The 17,653-nt window shown below is 64.4% G+C and carries 14 protein-coding genes and 1 pseudogene; 8 read left to right on the forward strand and 7 right to left on the reverse strand.

Features of this window, described 5'->3' with window-relative positions:
* Positions 1 to 4: 4 nt before the first annotated feature.
* From FBY31_RS01845 to FBY31_RS01860, 4 genes are all read right to left on the reverse strand, one after another.
* A complete protein-coding gene (locus FBY31_RS01845; protein WP_142036173.1) occupies positions 5 to 1,390 on the reverse strand; it encodes an MBL fold metallo-hydrolase RNA specificity domain-containing protein in 1,386 nt (461 codons plus the stop codon).
* A 222-nt stretch (positions 1,391 to 1,612) separates the two neighbouring features.
* Positions 1,613 to 2,041: a WS/DGAT domain-containing protein gene (locus tag FBY31_RS01850; RefSeq protein WP_142036175.1), complete on the reverse strand. Its 429-nt coding sequence runs from the start codon at positions 2,039 to 2,041 to the stop codon at positions 1,613 to 1,615.
* 72 nt (positions 2,042 to 2,113) lie between these two features.
* Entirely contained in the window at positions 2,114 to 3,685 is a 1,572-nt protein-coding gene (locus tag FBY31_RS01855) for a serine hydrolase domain-containing protein (protein ID WP_160142420.1), read from the reverse strand.
* 58 nt (positions 3,686 to 3,743) lie between these two features.
* Complete coding sequence (locus FBY31_RS01860; RefSeq protein WP_142036179.1) at positions 3,744 to 4,475, reverse strand: DUF998 domain-containing protein; 732 nt, start codon at positions 4,473 to 4,475, stop codon at positions 3,744 to 3,746.
* 342 nt (positions 4,476 to 4,817) lie between these two features.
* Between FBY31_RS01860 and FBY31_RS23525 the strand changes: the two genes are divergently transcribed.
* Entirely contained in the window at positions 4,818 to 4,943 is a 126-nt protein-coding gene (locus tag FBY31_RS23525; protein WP_268815621.1) for a hypothetical protein, read from the forward strand.
* A 138-nt stretch (positions 4,944 to 5,081) separates the two neighbouring features.
* Here FBY31_RS23525 and FBY31_RS23745 read toward each other — a convergent pair.
* The 3 genes and pseudogenes from FBY31_RS23745 to FBY31_RS22740 form a co-directional block, all read right to left on the reverse strand.
* Positions 5,082 to 5,375 (reverse strand): annotated as a pseudogene (locus FBY31_RS23745) (amidase family protein); the annotation flags it as partial.
* Positions 5,372 to 5,569, reverse strand: coding sequence for an amidase family protein (locus FBY31_RS23750; protein ID WP_160142421.1), 198 nt, complete (start codon positions 5,567 to 5,569; stop codon positions 5,372 to 5,374). The pseudogene FBY31_RS23745 and the gene FBY31_RS23750, both read right to left, overlap by 4 nt.
* Before the next feature lie 20 nt (positions 5,570 to 5,589).
* Positions 5,590 to 6,099, reverse strand: coding sequence for a hypothetical protein (locus FBY31_RS22740; protein WP_160142422.1), 510 nt, complete (start codon positions 6,097 to 6,099; stop codon positions 5,590 to 5,592).
* Between the two features lie 220 nt (positions 6,100 to 6,319).
* Here FBY31_RS22740 and FBY31_RS01875 point away from each other — a divergent pair, with 220 nt between their 5' ends.
* The 7 genes from FBY31_RS01875 to FBY31_RS01905 all read left to right on the forward strand — a co-directional run bounded on the left by FBY31_RS01875 (position 6,320) and on the right by FBY31_RS01905 (position 17,632).
* Positions 6,320 to 6,736, forward strand: a complete 417-nt coding sequence (locus tag FBY31_RS01875; RefSeq protein ID WP_142036185.1) for a DUF1003 domain-containing protein — start codon at positions 6,320 to 6,322, stop codon at positions 6,734 to 6,736.
* Positions 6,737 to 6,920: 184 nt separating this feature from the next.
* The gene (locus tag FBY31_RS01880) at positions 6,921 to 7,784 is read left to right on the forward strand and encodes a hypothetical protein (RefSeq protein ID WP_142036186.1); all 864 of its coding nucleotides are present in this window, start codon (positions 6,921 to 6,923) and stop codon (positions 7,782 to 7,784) included.
* 1 nt (position 7,785) lies between these two features.
* Positions 7,786 to 10,929, forward strand: coding sequence for a beta-phosphoglucomutase family hydrolase (locus tag FBY31_RS01885; RefSeq protein WP_142036189.1), 3,144 nt, complete (start codon positions 7,786 to 7,788; stop codon positions 10,927 to 10,929).
* Between the two features lie 52 nt (positions 10,930 to 10,981).
* The gene (locus FBY31_RS01890) at positions 10,982 to 13,558 is read left to right on the forward strand and encodes a cation-translocating P-type ATPase (protein WP_142036192.1); all 2,577 of its coding nucleotides are present in this window, start codon (positions 10,982 to 10,984) and stop codon (positions 13,556 to 13,558) included.
* Between the two features lie 81 nt (positions 13,559 to 13,639).
* Positions 13,640 to 16,042: a phosphoenolpyruvate synthase gene (gene ppsA / locus FBY31_RS01895; protein ID WP_235012875.1), complete on the forward strand. Its 2,403-nt coding sequence runs from the start codon at positions 13,640 to 13,642 to the stop codon at positions 16,040 to 16,042.
* Positions 16,039 to 17,064, forward strand: coding sequence for an ATP-dependent 6-phosphofructokinase (locus FBY31_RS01900; RefSeq protein ID WP_142036195.1), 1,026 nt, complete (start codon positions 16,039 to 16,041; stop codon positions 17,062 to 17,064). Before ppsA ends, FBY31_RS01900 begins: the two co-directional genes overlap by 4 nt.
* A gap of 103 nt (positions 17,065 to 17,167) precedes the next feature.
* A complete protein-coding gene (locus FBY31_RS01905) occupies positions 17,168 to 17,632 on the forward strand; it encodes a pyridoxamine 5'-phosphate oxidase family protein (RefSeq protein WP_142036198.1) in 465 nt (154 codons plus the stop codon).
* Positions 17,633 to 17,653 lie beyond the last annotated feature (21 nt).

Raw genomic sequence — 17,653 nt, forward strand, 5'->3', positions numbered from 1 at the left:
CAATTTAACGCGGGTTCGCCGGGTTGACGCTCTCGAGGTACTCCGGCACCCGGGCGGGCCAGCCGAGTTCATGGTTGATGCGCAGCCGCAGGGCGTCCGAGGCTTCCGGTTCACCATGGGTGATATAGGTCATTCGAGGTGCTTTTGGGGCGGCATGCAGCCACTTCATGATGTCGTCAGAGTCGGCATGGGCAGAGAATCCCTCGATCTGCACTACTTCGGCACGGATTGGGACATCCTGCCCGTAAATGCGCAGTTCCTTGGCGCCGCCGGCAAGGGCGGCCCCGCGGGTTCCACCGGCTTGGTAGCCGCTCAGCACGATCGCGTTCCGTGGATCCGGACCGTAGCTTTCGAGATGATGGAGGATACGGCCACCAGTGAGCATCCCGCTTGCCGAAATGATGATCATGGGCCCGCCGCGGAGGTCAAGGAGGCGTGAGTCATCAGCCGTCCTGGTCATAATGGGCAGCTTGTACATGGCTTCGTATTCGTTTTGCTCGAGCCGGTGCTCTTTGCGGTGGTGTCGGTACATATCGGTAGCATCGATCGCCATGGGGCTATTGAGGTAGACGGGTATTTTGGCGATACGCCCTTCGGCCCGAAGCCTGGATAGGTGAAGGAGGAGGGTCTCGGCCCTGCCAACTGCAAAAGCCGCAATCAGCACCACTCCGTTCTTCTTGGCGACGCGGTTGACGATGTCCGCGAGTATGGTGCCTGGGTCGCCAGCAGGATGGGCCCGATTACCATACGTGGATTCCGTTACCAGGACGTGGGCAGGCTCCAAGCCCCTTGGCGGCTGCATCAAAGGGTCGTTTGAACGGCCGAGGTCACCCGTGAAGTGGACGGAATGGCCACCGACATCGAGATGAATTTGGGCCGCCCCGAGGATGTGCCCTGCCGGCAGGAATGTTGCCTCCATGCCGCCGCCCAGATCTATGGGATGGTCAAACTCATGGGCCCTAAAGTGCTTGAGCGAAGCAAAGGCATCCTCCCTGGTGTAGAGGGGCTTGGCAGGGCTGTGCCGTGAAGAACCCCGGTACTCGGCATAGCGCGCTTCCTCCTCCTGCAAGTAGCCGCTGTCCGGCAACAGCACAGTGCAAAGTTCTGCTGTTCCCGAAGTGGCATAGACCGGACCCGAGAAGCCGTCGCGGATCAGGCTGGGAAGGTACCCTGTATGGTCCAGATGGGCATGCGTCAGGAGGACGGCGTCAATGGATTGTGGGACTACCGGAAAGCGGAGCCAGTTGCGCTCGCGGAGCCGCTTGTATCCCTGGAACAAACCGCAGTCGACCAGAACGCGCCGCTCCTGTGACTCAACCAGGTACCGGGATCCTGTGACTGTGTCTGTAGCTCCGAGGAACTGCAGCCTGGTCCGGGAAGCGCCTTTCATGACAGTTGCCCGCGGGGCTGTCTCGCTGCCATGGCCTTCTTCGGCTCCCTCCGTTGGTTGCTCTAATCCAAGCTTGATCCGGCCCATGAGCTATCAACAGGGCCAAAGGTCACGAACTGCCCACGGCGTCCGCCGAAGCCAGCCCACGGAGGGGACGAAGTGGCGCAAAGGGTGGGTAGAGTCCCGGACAAGGTGATACAGCAACCACAAGGACCCTGGGTCTCATCTACCCCGCCGCGGCTTTCCGGTGATTGCCCCCAGCTGTTCGAGAGCCTCGGAGACTCCCGCGCTGAACGTCCCGGCGTCAGGCACGGAGTCGATGTCTGCCACGATGTCGATGTGGAGCTGCCCGGCGTATGACAGCACTCCGACGCCGATTCCGAGGTTGCCTTGCAGCACACTGAGCTGGAACGCCTCGCGAACTAACGCTCCGGCGAAGTACGCCGGCACCGGCGGCCCCACGACGTTGCTGACCACGAGGTTGATCAGCCGCTGGTGGAACATGATGCCGACCATCCAGCGCTGCAGGAAGCGACCGTTGGGCTGGTATGGCGGCTGCCCGCGCTGCGCGGCGGTACGCGCGGCGATTGCGTCCAGCCGCTTAACGGCGTCGGGTTCCCCCACTCCCATGGAGATGATGCGGATGCCCACCCGATTTCCCCCTGTCTCGCCGGGACTTCAGGGATCTCCTTAGTTGCGGGTGACAACAGTTGGGGCGGGTGGTCAATGCGCGCTTGGGGACCCGGCTGCCGGGCGGGAACGCAGACCATGGAGGACCGTCAGCGTTGCTGCACCCGCGGCGAGGGCTGCGGTGGCCAGACGCCTGGGATTGCGTGCGTCGGGGCGCTTCTGGAACGCCATTACATCCATTAAGAGCTGCCTGTTGCCCGTGTTCCGGGCACCGGTGAACACGACCGGCATTGTGCCCAGGCCGACGTCGGACATGTCGACGCGGAAAACGCACGGATCGTTCGGGTCGTCCGGGTGCAGACGCATGCCCTTGCGCATCGCGGGGAGCGGTGTGAGGGGCTTCATGATCAGCTGGTTGTGGAGGACGAGAACTTCGACGCCGGCGCCCAGGAGCAGTCGAGTGAACAGGTTCGTGACGGGGCCCGGGGCAGGAGAGTACCAACCGCAAAGATCGGCCCACACCTCTGCGTGCGGGGCGAGGTCGGTCCGCAGCGCTTCGTCGGGAAGGCGGAGCAGTTGGCGGAGCACCGCCGTGCCGAGCGGGACGGCTGCTCCTTGGCCGCTCAACGCGCCGGTGTTGGTCAAGACCACGACGCCGATGCCCTCGCCCGGTGCCATGGCCAGGTCTGCCAGGAAACCGCTCAAAACGCCGTTCTTGGCTACTGTGCGGTGCCCCCCTTCGGAATCGAGGCTGAACCCCAGCCCCGCTCCCGGGACCCGGGGGTCGGGCTGGAAGTGGGGTTGGAACATCATCGCCACCGTCGAAGGCTGCAGTAGCTGCCTCCGGTCCGCGGCTCCTTCCTGGAGCAGTGAGGCGACGTAGCGGCCCATGTCCGCTGCGGTGGAGTACAGGCCGCCGCCACCAGGCGTCGGCATCTCATACTCGGCGACGGGAATGAGCCCCCGGGGACGTACGACGTAGCGGGTGGCCATGCCGGGACGCACGCGGTCGGAGCGGACGAGGCCGGTGTTGTCCATTCCCAGCGGGTCGAACACGTGCTCGCGCATGTAATCCGCCAGCGTCTGGCCCGTGACGTCCTCGACGATCTGGCCCAGCGCCGCGAAGCCGTGGTTGCTGTAGGCCCACTTGGTGCCGGGTTGGATCTCCTGCGGCAACCCCCGGCGGTAATAGTCGCTCAGAGGCAGCACCCGGGTTGCGCGAACGCCCGAGCCCAGGGCCGGACGGAGCAGATCCGACATCCGGCGCCAGTAGCCCACACCGCCAGTGTGCGTGAGCAGGTGCCGGACGGTCGCCGGTTGGAGGCCCTGCCGAACCGGCGCCAGCCGGAAGGTCGTCAGGTAGTCGTTCGCCGGCGCGTCCAGATCAACCAGGCCGCGCTCCCACAGCTGCATGACCGCGACCGCCGTGACTGTCTTCGTGAGCGAGCCGACCCGGAACACCGTGTCCTCGGTGACCGGCTTCCCAGTCGCGACCTCTGCAACACCATGCCCGTGGAACCACGCCAGCCTCCCGTCACGCACAACCGCAACTGCCAGGCCGGCGGAGGGCCAGCTGTTCAGCACCCCCGCAACCTTCGCACGCAGGGCAACCTCGTCGATGGGCCCGGGTTCCCCGGTGGGAGGCGGAATCTGTGCCGTGGCCATCACTGACCCTCTCCGCCGACTCGGCGGCAAGTGCCGAGCCTGGAATCGCTGACAGCACTCACGCGGGTGCCTCGGGACGGGAAACGTCGACCTCACCGCCGACCCTCGGAGAGCCGAGTTCATGGTGAGTCACCATGACGGTGAGCATGATGAGCCATGCTAAGTAGGCATAAGCGTTGATCCGCTCAAACCCACCTGCCCACGCCGTCTCGTTCTGTTCTATCCCTCGGATCGCGAACCCAGCAGCCGCCCCGAACGCGACCACAACGGCCAACGTTGCCATCGCATAAAGGCGGAACCAGCCCCGGTAGGCAATGGCGGAGAGAATCATCGTGGCAATCACGGTCACCGTGAACACGATCGACAACGTGATGTGCATCGTGTCGTTGAACCCTGTCACCGTCCCCCGTGAACTCATCGCCCAGAACGTGTGATTCGGGATGCCCACGACCAGGAAACCCGCGACCCCGATGGCGCCAATCCACCACAAGGCGCTTCCTCGCCGCGCCACCCGGAGAACGCCGATTGCGAATGCCAGCAGCAGCGCAGCGTGGGTGAGGATTGCGGTCACCATGAGCGGTCGGACAGGTGACCCGAAGGCACTCAGTTCACTGATCGCTTGGTCCAGGAAACTGTAGCCCTTGTACAACAGGGCCGAGACGACGTCCGTGATGACGTACACCGCGACCGCCGGGATCGCCGCCAAAATCAGGCCTTTCGTGACAGCCCGGCTGCGCCACCAACGTGAGATCACGTCGCCACCTGGTTCAACAATTCCAAAGGTACTCATGCCGTTGCCTCCTGAGCGTCATGATCTGTCCAGCAACGACCATCCGGCCAGTGCCAAAAGGACCTGAAATCGGTAGATGTCAGTACTATCCGCACCCTCCAATGCGACAGCCGCCCGTCCACGAACGTGCTTTCACAGGTGTGGGCACGGGGTAATAAGGACTGAGACTCATTGGCCCCGGAGAGCGGATGGCCCGTCGCTCGGTCGCGTTATGCGGGACCTTGGCCTCTGGGAGTATCCTCGGTCCGCGAACACCATTGAGGTCGGGTTATGAACGCCGAAAGTGCGGCTACGGGGTCCGGTCCGCCTGCCAGGTCATAGAAAGCGGAAAGGAACTGGCGTGTGTCGGCAGGAAACATGTCCAGCATTGGCAGGATAACCGCCCGGCATTCGGGAGTGTTGAGCATCGCGAGAGCGGCGCGGGCCGCCTCCTCGATCAAGGGCGGCTCCGCTTCCGGGACGCTGTAGCCGGCGTCCTCCAGTGCCGCCGCTGCCTTCCGCACGCCGTCGGCTATTTGCGGGGCGACGCCCCGGCCGGCGGGGTCGACGACGGAGCGCTACACGGACCGGCCTGGCCGGCCCAGGGCCGCGGAGCGGCACCGGCACGGACCACGGGTCCCGCCAGGTGGGCCCGGCCATGACCTCGAACGCGGCCCGGAGGTCGGCCACCCGGCGCGCCATCGGGCCGACGGCTACCAGGAGCTGTGCACCGATCGGCTGATTCGCCGGCTCGATTGTGCTGGCGTTCGGGATGCGGCCCAAGGTGGGCTTGAGCACGCTGATGCCGCAGCACTGGGCTGGCCGGCGGAGCGATCCCAGCCCGTCCGCCCCGACCCCAAGCGAGGTCATCCCGGTGGCCAGTGCCGCTGCCTCGCCACCGGTGGAGGCGCCGAGTGTCAGCTAGGGTCCCAGGGGTTGATCGTCGCACCCCACGACTCACTGACGCAGAGCCAACGTATGGCCAAGTTGGCCAGGTTTGTGGGGCCGAGGGGGACGGCCCCAGCCGCCCGGAGCCTCCAGATTGCCGGGGCGTCCCGGGTGGGATAGGCCTCGCCAGAGATCCGTGGCAGTCTCCATGCCGGTCTCCCCGCCAACCGGTGGCGCGGCCGCCTGTTTACGCCAGACCATGCCGCAGGCGACGGCGGACCGCAGGCTGGGCGGGCGGGCGGAGTTCGGCACGCAGCAGCAGCGCAAGAGCCACGAGCATGACCACTGCGTAGCCGGTGAGGAACCACGAGAAGAACAGCGCAAGTGCAACATGGAATGCGATGGCGCAAACAAGCCCGAACTGGGCCGGCCTGCCGCCCCAGAGGATCAGGATCCCGACGACCGCCTCGAACGTGATGAGAAGCCCGATGAGCAGCATGTAATTGGCGGGCATGACCGCTTGCCAGGTCTGCGTCACCCATCCGAACTTCGCATCGTTGGCGAAATCACTGTAGTCGTAGCCAGAGGCGAGGAATGATGCGTTTACCCCTGCCCCTCCGAGTGTCATCATCAGGCCGGTCCCGATGCGCCCGATGTACCTGGCCCACCTGCTCATCCCCGCGAGCACGTCCCCGATGAAAGCCGGGACAGCCAGGATGTAGAAGACAATCATGGAGGTTTGGACAAGTGTGTTCATTGGCAACCCTTCCTTGAAGACCGCGGCCAGTCACTCTCACTTCAGGGTACGATCGCCTCTTCCTGTGCGGGTAGAGTCATAAGTCCCCGCGGCGGCCACCATGTCCGGGCAGCGCGATGTTGCGGCGGGCGCTTGCCTGACGGCGAATCGCCCGGGCACCATCCACCAAACCCTCACAGCACGCTGGAAATTCGCTTGCCCGGCGGGTTTACCCTGAATCATGAGTGAGCAGAATGTCACGTGGCATACCCGGCATAAGTCTTCACTGACCAAAGGAGAGCGGGCGGCCGACTACCTGCGCAACGGCATGGGTAGCTGGCCTTTCGTCGGGGGATTCATCCTTTTTATGGTCCTCTGGGCCGCCGTCAACACCTTCGCGATGGCCAGTCGGGCATGGGACCCCTACCCCTACATCCTGCTGAACCTGTTTCTATCGATGCTCGCTGGTCTTCAGGGCGCCATCCTGCTGATCGCAGCCAAGCGCCAGGATGCCATCGCTTCTGCCATGGCGCAGCACGACTACGACACCGATATGGAGGCGAAGAGTGAAATCGAAGAGCTCACGAAAATCAATGAACAACAGCTTCTGATCCTCCGTGAACTTCAGTCGCTGGCCCAAGGCATCGGCAGGGTGTAGGAACAGTGCTTCCCACACGACGGAGACAGCACCACCGGTGCTGCTGGGGCCTATTTTGCAACGGGCATGCTGATGGCTGTCACCGCATGCAGCCCCAGGGAGGGGGAGCAGCTAGGACCAAAGCCCCTATTGGCGGGGATGCCGGCGTGGTTGAGTGGCCCTGACCCAGGAGGATGGAAGCAGTGTGATCACGAACTTTGGCCGCCACAGGCTTCTCTGGGTGCTGATCGGCGTCCTGGCGCTTGCAGCAGCAGTTATTGGCGTAGCCAGGCCGGACATTTACTCCGGCGTTGTTTCCCGTGAGCTTTTACCCGGCGCCTACTCCCAGGATCTCATTTCAGCGGTCGCTTCGGTCTCGTTGATACTCCTTGCCTGGACGAGCCGGAATGATCGGCCAAAGGGACAGATCCTGCAGCTGGGGCTGCTCGGTTACCTTTTTTACGCCTACGGAATCTATGTCATCGAACGGGCCTACAACGGACTGTATCTCCTGTACATGGCCATTTTTGCCCTTACGTTCTGGGCGCTGGTCAGCGCGGGGATCTGCCTGAGAAGGGACACCCAGGCACCGGGCCTCTCCAGGGCGCTCCGTATCACTTCGGCCAGCGGAGCCCTCCTCCAGCCCCTGATCTTCTACCCGCTCTGGATTGCCATGCTCCTGCCCCTGATGAGCACCGGCAACCAAATTGACTCCTTGTATTCCATTTACATCCTTGATCTCTGCTTCATCATGCCCGCGTTCCTGCTGCTGGCAGTGCTGACCTACAGGGCCCATCCCTTGGGCCTGCTCCTGCTGCCGGCCATGTACGTCCTGGGATTCACACTCATCTTTTCCCTGGCACTCGGCGAATTGGTCAAGCCCCTGTGGGGTCTGGACGCCAACACATCGGCTTTCTGGACTTCGTTGGCTCTCTCCTTGTTTTTCGCCGTCCTCGGCGCCTTGCATCTGGCGCGCCTGGACCTTCGGGCTTTATCTTCGGCTGGCCCGCTGACAGCAGGAAGTGAAGATCATGGACGCGCCGTGCACCACCGGGTGAAAGGACCGTAAGTTGCCGGGGTCTCCCACCGCATCCGCTGCGCTTTCACCGTTTGACGCCGTGATCTTCGACCTGGACGGCGTGGTGACCGATACGGCGTCGGTTCATGAAGCTGCCTGGCGGCAACTGTTCGATGGCGTGCTCACGGATCCACGGGTACCCGCCGACGTGCGCGCGGACCCTTGCACCAGCAGTGACTACCTCAATTATGTGGACGGCCGGCCACGGGAGGAAGGCGTGCGCGCCTTCCTGGAATCCAGGGGTATGTCGCTGCCGTCCGGCCATGTCTCTGATCCTGCCGGTGAATGGACGGTCCACGGCTTGGCTGCCATGAAAGACAGGATTTTCAAGGAGCGGCTTGGACAGCAAGGAGTCCGAACCTTCCCAGGAACCGTCGCTCTTCTCAGGAGGCTCCGGGCGGCCGGGGTGCCGGTAGTCCTGGCCACATCAAGCCGCAATGCCTCTGCAGTCCTTGCTGCTGCAGGACTGTCGGACGCCTTTGATTTAGTCATGGGCGGAGTCGTGGCCGGGGAGCTGGGGCTTGCCGGTAAACCTGATCCCGCACTGTTCCTTGAGGTGGTGCACCGGCTGGGTGTTCCTCCTGCCCGTGCTGTGGTGATTGAAGATGCCGTTGCAGGTGTGGAGGCGGCACGGCGCGGCGGCTTCGGCCTGGTTGTTGGCATTGACAGGGCTGACAGGAGGGCTGAGCTGGAGGCGGCAGGGGCTGACGTCGTGCTGACCGACGTCAGCCAGCTCGATCTCGGCCGTGTCATCACCGACCCGTGGCACCTTGTCTATGAGGGCTATGATCCAGCTCACGAAGGACATCGTGAGGCACTCACCACGGTCGGAAACGGCTACCTTGCCGTCCGGGGTTCGGCTCCCGAGAGCAGGAGGGGCGACGTCCATTACCCCGGCACCTACCTGGCAGGCGTCTACAACCGGCTCACCAGCAGCGTGCAGGGACAGGTCAGCGAAGACGAGCACATGGTGAACCAGCCAAACTGGCTCGTGCTGGATGTCCGGATTGAAGGGACGGACTGGTGGTCCCGTGGCGGGCTGAAGATCCGCCGAGAGCGGCGGGTCCTTGACATGCGCCGGGCCATCCTTGAAAGGGAAGTTGAGCTTGAAGCCCCGGACGGCCGCCGGTTGAAGGTGCGGCAGCGCCGCTTCGCCTCGATGGCGCAGCCCCACCTGGCGGCCTTGGAAACTGTACTGGTTGCCGTGGGGTGGACGGGGCCGGCCGCCATCCGCAGTGGGGTTGATACGGACGTCACGAACGAAAACGTCCCCGAGGATGTACTTCTGTCCCACCGCCACCTGGTTGCGCTGGACCCGCCGGACGCAGCGGATCCGTTGCCCGTTACCGAGGTGCAGACGACCCAGAGCCACGTCAGGATCGCCACGGCTCTTCGCACCCAGGTGTCCGGAGAGCCTGGCACCGGTACGGCGGGCGGGGAGGCGGGGCTGTACTACCGCTTCTGGGACGTTCAGCTGCACGACGGCGTCCCCCTGGCGGTGACCAAGACCGCGTCCGTGGTGACGTCCCGCGACAGGGCCGTGTCTGCGCCGGCCCTTGCCGCAGCAGCAGTGCTCCGGACGTCGGCCACAGACTTTGAGGCCCTGCTTTCCCGGCACGAGGACGCGTGGGTGCGGCTGCTGCGTCTCTTTGAAATAAATATCGAAGGCCACACCCAGGTACAGCTGATCCTGAATCTCCATGTCTTCCACCTGCTCCAGGCGCTCAGTCCGCACACCGCCGAACTGGATGCCGGAGTACCTGCCCGTGGGCTGCACGGGGAGGGATACCGCGGGCACATCTTCTGGGACGAACTTTTTGTGTTGCCGCTCCTCACATCCCGGATGCCCTCCGTTGCCCGGTCACTTATCACGTATCGGTGGAGGCGGTTGCCTGCCGCGCGGGAGGCCGCGGCCGCAGCCGGATACCGGGGAGCGCTTTTCCCCTGGCAGAGCGGCAGCGACGGCAGGGAGGAAACGCCCCGCTGGCTTTTCAACCGGCGCTCCGGCCGATGGGTACCTGACTTTTCCCATCTTCAACGCCACGCGGGCCTCGCCGTGGCCTACAACGCCTGGCAGTATTTCCTCGCCAGCCAAGACAGGGAGTGGCTCCTTCGCCATGGGGCCGAGCTGATAGTGGAGGTGGCGCGGTGTGTGGTGTCGATGGCCGACTACGAGGAAGAAGAGGACCGCTTTCACCTTCGCGGTGTCATGGGCCCGGACGAGTACCATACGGGTCCCGCGGACAACCCGGGCGCCGGACTGGACGATAACGCCTACACGAATGTCATGGCGGCCTGGGTATGTGCCCAGGCGGCCATGATCATGGCAACGCTTCACGGCCACGATCTTGAGGATCTGCAGGCACGCCTGACGGTGAAGCCCGGAGAAACAGCCGAATGGCTTCACGTCAGCCAGCGGATGGCGGTGCCGTTCCATGATGGCATCATCAGCCAGTTCCAGGGCTACGAGGGCCTGCAGGAGCTCGACTGGGAGCATTATCGGAACACGTACCGGAACATCGAACGCCTGGACCTCATTCTGGAGGCTGAAGGGGACAGCACCAACCGGTACCGGCTGGCCAAGCAGGCGGACGTCTTGATGCTCCTGTACGTTTTCGGCGAAAAAGAGCTCAGGCTCATCCTGTCCGGGCTGGGTTACGCGGTCACGGCTGCCCAAGTGGGGGACACGGTCAGTTACTATCTGGCAAGAACAGCCCACGGCTCCACATTGAGCCGGGTGGCCCACGCCTCCGTGCTGGCGGCAACGGACCCCGACCGCGCCTGGACAACGTTCCGGGAAGCACTCAGCGCGGACCTCGACGACACCCAGGGAGGCACCACCAGCACCGGCATCCACCTTGGTGCCATGGCAGGTTCCATCGACGTCGTCCAGCGCAGTTTCGCGGGCTTGCGCATCACCGCGGACGCACTCCTCTTCGCACCGAAAATGCCGAAGGGCCTGCAGGGAGTATCCTTCCACGTCCGCTACCGCGGTCACCTGCTCACCGTTGGCCTGGAACACGGAAAACTGACAGTTTCCGCGGCATCCGGCGACGCCCCCGACATCCTGGTGCAGGTCGGCTCGGAAAACGTCCAGCTTGGAGCAGGGGAGTCCCGCCTGTTCGTGCTCGACTGACCTCAGGGGCGCCTTTCGCAGATTGAACCAGCTTTCCTTGAGGGGAGTGACAATGACGCAATGGGCAGGCCAGCCGACGCAGCTGCCGGACGCCGCCGGGCTGAGTTCGGACCGGGCCGCGGCGCTACTGAAGGAGCGGGGCCCCAATGTCCTGCCGGGGGAGAAGCGAACGCCGCAATGGCGGAAGCTCCTCGCTGAGCTGACCCACTTCTTCGCCCTGATGCTGTGGTTCGCAGCGGCACTGGCATTTGTCGCGGGCATGCCCGAACTTGCCCTTGCGATCATCGTGGTGGTTATTGTCAACGGGATTTTTGCCCACATCCAGCAGGAACGTGCCCAGCATGCAGCGGCGAAACTGCGCACCCTGCTCCCGGCGGAGGTGTCTGTCCGGCGGGACGGCCGTGTCATGAGGGTGCACGGCAGTGAACTGGTTCCGGGGGATGCAGTGCTGCTGTCCGCGGGTGACCGGGTGCCGGCCGACGTTGTCCTGGCTGAGGCGTCCTCCTGCACGGTTGACGAGTCGATGCTGACCGGCGAAAGTGAAGCCGTGCCGAAGGGCAGCGGGGACAGCGCCTGGGGCGGGACCTTCCTGGTCAACGGGGAAACCGACGCGGTGGTGACACGCACCGGGGCCGATACGCGTCTTGCGGGGATCGCCGCGCTGGCCAGCGCTACGGTGTCGCCGCCGTCGCCCCTTGCCCTGGAGCTGCGGCGGATCGTCCGCGTCATCGCGGCAGTGGCATTGGCCATGGCCGGATTCTTCTTCCTGGTCTCCCTGCTGGTGGGCATCCCGTGGCGCAACGCCTTCCTGTTCGCCATCGGTGTTGCCGTCGCGCTCATCCCTGAGGGACTCCTGCCCACTGTCACTCTTTCGCTGGCGATGGGCGCACAGCGGATGGCAGCGAGGAACGCGCTCGTCCGCAATCTGGAAGCAGTCGAAACCCTGGGCTCCACCACTTTCATCTGCACCGATAAGACCGGGACATTGACACAGAACAGGATGAACGCCGTCGAGGTTTTTACCACTGAAGGCCGTGTCAGGATCAGCGGGGCGGGCTACGAGCCTGCCGCGGCCATAGAGGGAACCGGTGTTGCGCTCGCCGCCCGGACAGCACTCGCGGCTCGCGCCGCTTCCCAGGGCCGCGCAGTCCTGCACGGGGATGAGTGGAAGGCCGACGGCGACCCGATGGAGGCCGCCATCGACGTCCTCGCCCGCCGGCTAAACGGAAGCGCACCAGAGAGCGCCAAGCCTTCGCGGCGCTTTGCCTTTGATCCCGGCCGCCGGCGGGAATCGGTGATCATCGGAAGCACGCTCTTCGTTAAAGGTGCACCGGAATCCGTGCTGCCCCTTTGCGGCGAGTCCGCTGGTGCCGCCGCTGCGGAAGTTGATGACATGGCCTCGCATGGTCTGCGCATCATCGCCGTTGCAGAGCGGGAACTTCCTGGCCCGCCGGATGTCTGGCTGGACCGGCCAGCGGCAGAAGTCGAAGCCGGCCTGGCCCTGCTTGGGCTGATAGCGCTTCATGACCCGCCCAGGCCCGACGTGTCCGCTGTGATTCAGGCTGCCCGGCGTGCGGGGATACGGATCGCAATGATTACCGGGGACCATCCTGCCACCGCTGCTGCGATAGCCCGTGAGATCGGCCTGGCCGGAACTCCTGAAGTGGTCCTGGAGGGGGCGGACCTGCCCGCCGATGAGCAGATGCTGGGCGCACTGCTGGACCGCGACGGCGTCGTGGTCAGCCGGGTGTCCCCTGAGCAGAAACTGCGTGTTGCCAAGGCCCTGCAAAGCCGCGGACATGTCGTGGCCATGACGGGGGACGGCGTCAACGATGGCCCGGCGCTGCAGGAGGCGGACATCGGGGTGGCCATGGGGCTCAGCGGAACGGACGTTGCCCGCGAAGCAGCGGACCTTGTCCTCCTCGATGACCATTTCGGCACAATCGTCGCAGCCATTGAACAAGGGCGGGCGACGTACTCGAACATCCGCCGGTTCCTTACCTACCATCTCACTGACAACGTCGCCGAACTGACTCCCTTCATGATCTGGGCGCTCTCCGGTGGCCAGTTTCCCCTCGCCCTGGGGGTGCTTCAAATCCTGGCACTGGACATCGGGACGGACCTGCTCCCCGCCTTGGCCCTCGGTGCGGAACCACCGGGCAAGCGGGTTCTGAACCGGCCGCCGGAGCGGCGCCACCTGATGGATCGCGCGCTGATGATCCGCGCTTTCTTCGTCCTGGGCCCGGTGGAGGCGGCCCTGGAAATGACGGCATTCTCCGTGGTCCTTTTCGGCGGAGGCTGGAGCCGGGGGAACCCGGGGGATCCGGCACTGCTGATGGCCGCGTCCGGAGCGGCCTTCACCGCCGTCGTGCTCGGCCAGTTGGCCAATGCCTTCGCCTGCCGCAGCGCTACCGTGCCGCCCTGGCGCCAGGGCTGGCTGACCAACCCGTTGCTAGTGTGGGCGGTGATCGCAGAGCTGGCCGTCCTCGCCGCCTGTCTGTACATGGTTCCGCTGGCAGCGCTGCTGGGGCAACGGCCGCCGACACCTCTTGGCTTTGCCATAGCGTTTCTCGCGATTCCCGCGGTCTTTGCAGCTGACTGGCTCTACAAGACAGGGAAGCGGATCTAAACGCCACTTGCAGCTCCTGCCGGTGGCAGCGCGGGACCAAAGCCTCTGCTGCCGTTGCCCCGGAACCGCGAGGATCGATCCATGGATGCAAGAACGATGATGACTGACGTTCACGTGCGGTGGTTCGACGAGGTGGGGATGGAGGATGTTCCCGCTGTGGGCGGCAAGAATGCATCGCTGGGCGAGCTTACCCGTTCCCTGCTTTCCGCCGGCGTGCGCGTGCCCGAAGGCTTCGCCACCACGGCCAGCGCGTACCGGGCCTTCATTGCCGAGAACGGACTCGAACCCGGCATCAGGGCCGCCATCGACGGATACCGTGAGGGTCACCTCGGCCTGCGTAACGCCGGTGAGAAGATCCGGGAGCTCATTCTCGAAGGTGAGTTCCCGCCGGACATCGCCGCCGGTATCCGCGAACATTACCGGGCGCTGTCGGCACGCACCGGGCAGGAGCGGGTTTCCGTTGCCGTCCGCAGCAGCGCCACCGCCGAGGACCTTCCGGACGCGAGCTTTGCCGGACAACAGGAGACTTTCCTCAACGTGGCCGGAGAGCGGGGACTGATGGACGCCTGCAGGCGTTGTTACGCCTCGTTGTTCACCGACCGCGCCATCAGTTACCGGGAAATCAAGGGATTCGACCACCTGCAGGTTGCCCTGTCCGTCGGCGTACAGAGGATGGTGCGCTCGGATATCGGCGCCTCCGGGGTCATGTTCTCCATCGACACGGAATCAGGTTTCCCCAGGAGCGTGCTGATCAGCGCCGCCTGGGGGCTCGGGGAGACCGTGGTCCAAGGCAGCATCAACCCCGATAAGTACCAGGTGTTCAAGCCCCTGCTCTCATCCAATGGCTTTGAACCCATCATCGAAAAGACCCTCGGGTCCAAGGAACGCAAAATGGTCTACAACCAGGGCGGCCACGCGCGGACCCGGACCATCACTACAACCGACCAGGAGCGCCGTTCCTTCGTTCTGGCGGACGCTGACATCCTGGCCCTCGCCCGTTGGGCAGTGGCCGTGGAGAACCACTACGGCCGGCCCATGGACATGGAATGGGCTAAGGACGGGTCAACCGGCGAGCTCTTCCTGGTTCAGGCGAGGCCTGAGACCGTTCAGGCGCAGCGCAGCAGCTCCGCCTTCCGCGTGTACCACCTCCAGGAGACAGGCAAGGTTCTGGCATCCGGCGCCGCCATTGGTGAATCGATTGCCCAGGGGACCGCGTGTGTCGTCCGGGACGCACAGGACATCGACGATTTCCGGGACGGGGCCATCCTTGTCACCCGGATGACCGATCCGGACTGGGTACCCATCATGAAGCGGGCAGCCGGGATCGTCACGGACCACGGCGGTCCGACAAGCCACGCCGCGATCGTCAGCAGGGAACTCGGGGTGCCTGCCGTGGTGGGAACCGGCAACGCGACCTCCGTGATTGGGGACGGGACGGCGATCACGCTTTCATGCGCTGGCGGCGAAGAAGGCAACGTCTACGAGGGGACGTTGGGGTTCGACGTCGAAGAAGTGGACATCGGTGCGCTCCCGGCCACGCGGACTGCGGTGATGGTCAATATAGCCAGCCCGGCGGCGGCGTTCCGCTGGTGGCGCCTCCCGGCGGCCGGGGTGGGGCTGGCGCGGATGGAATTCATCATCAGCAACCTCATCCGCATCCACCCGATGGCCCTGGTCCGTCCGGATCTGGTGAAGGACCCCGGCGAAGCTGACCTGATCCGGGAACTCACCTATGGGTACGTGGACCTGGAGGAATACTTTGTCGAGGTCCTCGCCAGGGGAATCGGGAAGATCGCCGCGCCGTACCATCCGCACCCGGTCATCGTGCGCTTGAGCGACTTCAAGAGCAACGAGTACGCCCACCTGATCGGGGGCCGCTCCTTCGAGGTGCCGGAGGAGAATCCGATGCTGGGGTTCCGCGGAGCCTCCCGCTACTACCACGAACGATACCGGGACGGGTTTGCCCTGGAGTGCCGTGCCGTGAAACGGGTGCGTGACCTGCTTGGTTTCTCAAATCTCATTGTCATGGTTCCGTTTTGCCGGACGCCGCACGAGGCGGACCAGGTCATCAGCGTCATGGCGGACAACGGCCTGGTCCGCGGGGAGGCAGGACTGCAGATCTATGTCATGTGCGAAATTCCCTCCAACGTCATCCTTGCCTCCGAGTTTGCGCAGCGCTTCGACGGGTTCTCCATCGGTTCCAATGACCTGACCCAGCTTGTGCTGGGCGTGGACAGGGATTCGGAGCTGCTGGGCGGCCTTTTTGACGAGCGGGACGAGGCGGTCACGACGATGATCGGCCAGGTTATCGAAAAGGCCCATGCCGCCGGCGTGAAAATTGGCATCTGTGGCCAAGGGCCCAGCAACCACGCAGACTTTGCGGAGTTCCTGGTGCGGCGAGGCATCGACTCCATTTCCCTCAACCCGGATACCTTCCTCAGGACTGTTCCGATCATCGCCGCTGCCGAGAATCTCCGCCGGTGACAAGACTTGGAATCCTCACCAGCGGCGGTGACTGCCCCGGGCTGAATGCCCTCATCCGCGGAGCAGTGCTGAGCGGCATAATTTCCCACGGGTACGACTTCGTCGGTTTCCGCGACGGCTGGCGGGGCGTACTCGTGGGGGACATGATGCCGCTGCCGCGGCCCGCCGTCCGGGGGATTGCACGACTTGGCGGCACCATGCTGGGCACCTCCCGGACCAATCCCCTGAAGGATGGGGGAGTCGAAGCCGTCCGAGGAAGTCTTCAGCGCCTCGGCGTCGACGGCATCATCGCCGTCGGGGGAGAGGGGACGCTGGCAGCTGCGAAGATCCTGTCAGAGCGCGGCATAAAAGTGATCGGCGTCCCGAAGACCATTGACAACGACCTGAACGCCACCGATTTTACCTTCGGCTTCGATACGGCGGTCCAGACCGCTACGGAGGCAATCGATCGGCTTCGCACCACAGGCGAATCCCATCACCGCTGCATGATCGCCGAGGTCATGGGCAGAAATGCCGGCTGGATCGCACTCCATGCCGGAATGGCGTCGGGTGCGCATGCCATTCTGACTCCCGAGCAACCGGTGTCGTTGGCGCAGGTCGTCCGCTGGGTCGAATCAGCCCGTGACCGGGGCCGGGCGCCCCTGGTGGTCGTCGCGGAAGCTTTCGTCCCCGAAGGGCAGGACGCGCCCTATGCCCCCAGGGGTCTGGATACGTTCGGCAGGCCTCGCCTCGGTGGCATCGGACTCTACCTTGAGCAGGAATTGCAGTCCCTGACGGGGATCGAAACCCGGGCAACCATCCTCGGATACATCCAGCGGGGCGGTGCCCCAACGGCGTTCGACAGGATCCTCGCCACCCGGCTGGGAATAGCAGCCGTTGAATCTGCCGCCAACAACCGCTGGGGAACCATGGTCTCCTTGCGGGGCACTGACATCGTGAACGTCGGGTTCGAAGCAGCGCTGGGAAGGCTCAAGACGGTGCCCGAGGAGCGGTACCGGGAGGCGGCGGTCCTGTTCGGGTGAAACAGGGACGATCAGCCCCCGTCGCCCGGATCATCGCCCACCAGGAACAAGTGAGCATCGAGCCGGCCTTGGCCGCGTCCTTGCCGACGCTAGGATCATTGACATGAGCAGCGCATCATCAGGGTCGCAAACGGAATTTCTTGCGCCGGCAGAATGCTGGGGCTATCTGAGAGCGTCGTACATCGGGCGGCTGGCTGTTATCAACGGCAATATTCCTGAGATTTTCCCGGTGAATTTCATGACTGTCGGGCAGACGCTGGTGATCCGCACCGGCCCCGGAACCAAACTGCGTGCCCTGCTCAAGGGCGGGACTGCGGCTTTTGAGGCAGATGGGATGAATGCCTACTCCAACAAGGTCTGGAGCGTGGTGGTAAAGGGAGTCCCCGGACCTTTCCAGGGAGACGAGGCAGACCTTGAGGCGGCCGGTCCCGACCGTGAGCCGTGGCAGCAGGGGCTCAAAGAGCATTTGGTGCAGATCACGCCGTCGGAGGTCAGCGGACGCAGGTTTGCCGTCAGCCCGAGGACCCGGTGGTGGCCGCCACAGGATTTTTCGGCCGACTGGCTGTAAGCGGCTGCCTGCCCGCGGAGC

This window comes from Arthrobacter sp. SLBN-100, assembly GCF_006715305.1.
Classification (GTDB): Bacteria; Actinomycetota; Actinomycetes; order Actinomycetales; family Micrococcaceae; genus Arthrobacter.

Coding starts and splice junctions, on each gene's coding strand:
- FBY31_RS01905 (WP_142036198.1), top strand. CDS start 17,168: ATGAGCAGCGCATCATCAGGGTCGCAAACGGAATTTCTTGCGCCGGCA.
- FBY31_RS22740 (WP_160142422.1), bottom strand. CDS start 6,099: ATGAACACACTTGTCCAAACCTCCATGATTGTCTTCTACATCCTGGCT.
- ppsA (WP_235012875.1), top strand. CDS start 13,640: ATGGATGCAAGAACGATGATGACTGACGTTCACGTGCGGTGGTTCGAC.
- FBY31_RS01875 (WP_142036185.1), top strand. CDS start 6,320: ATGAGTGAGCAGAATGTCACGTGGCATACCCGGCATAAGTCTTCACTG.
- FBY31_RS01890 (WP_142036192.1), top strand. CDS start 10,982: ATGACGCAATGGGCAGGCCAGCCGACGCAGCTGCCGGACGCCGCCGGG.
- FBY31_RS01855 (WP_160142420.1), bottom strand. CDS start 3,685: ATGGCCACGGCACAGATTCCGCCTCCCACCGGGGAACCCGGGCCCATC.
- FBY31_RS01860 (WP_142036179.1), bottom strand. CDS start 4,475: ATGAGTACCTTTGGAATTGTTGAACCAGGTGGCGACGTGATCTCACGT.
- FBY31_RS01845 (WP_142036173.1), bottom strand. CDS start 1,390: ATGAAAGGCGCTTCCCGGACCAGGCTGCAGTTCCTCGGAGCTACAGAC.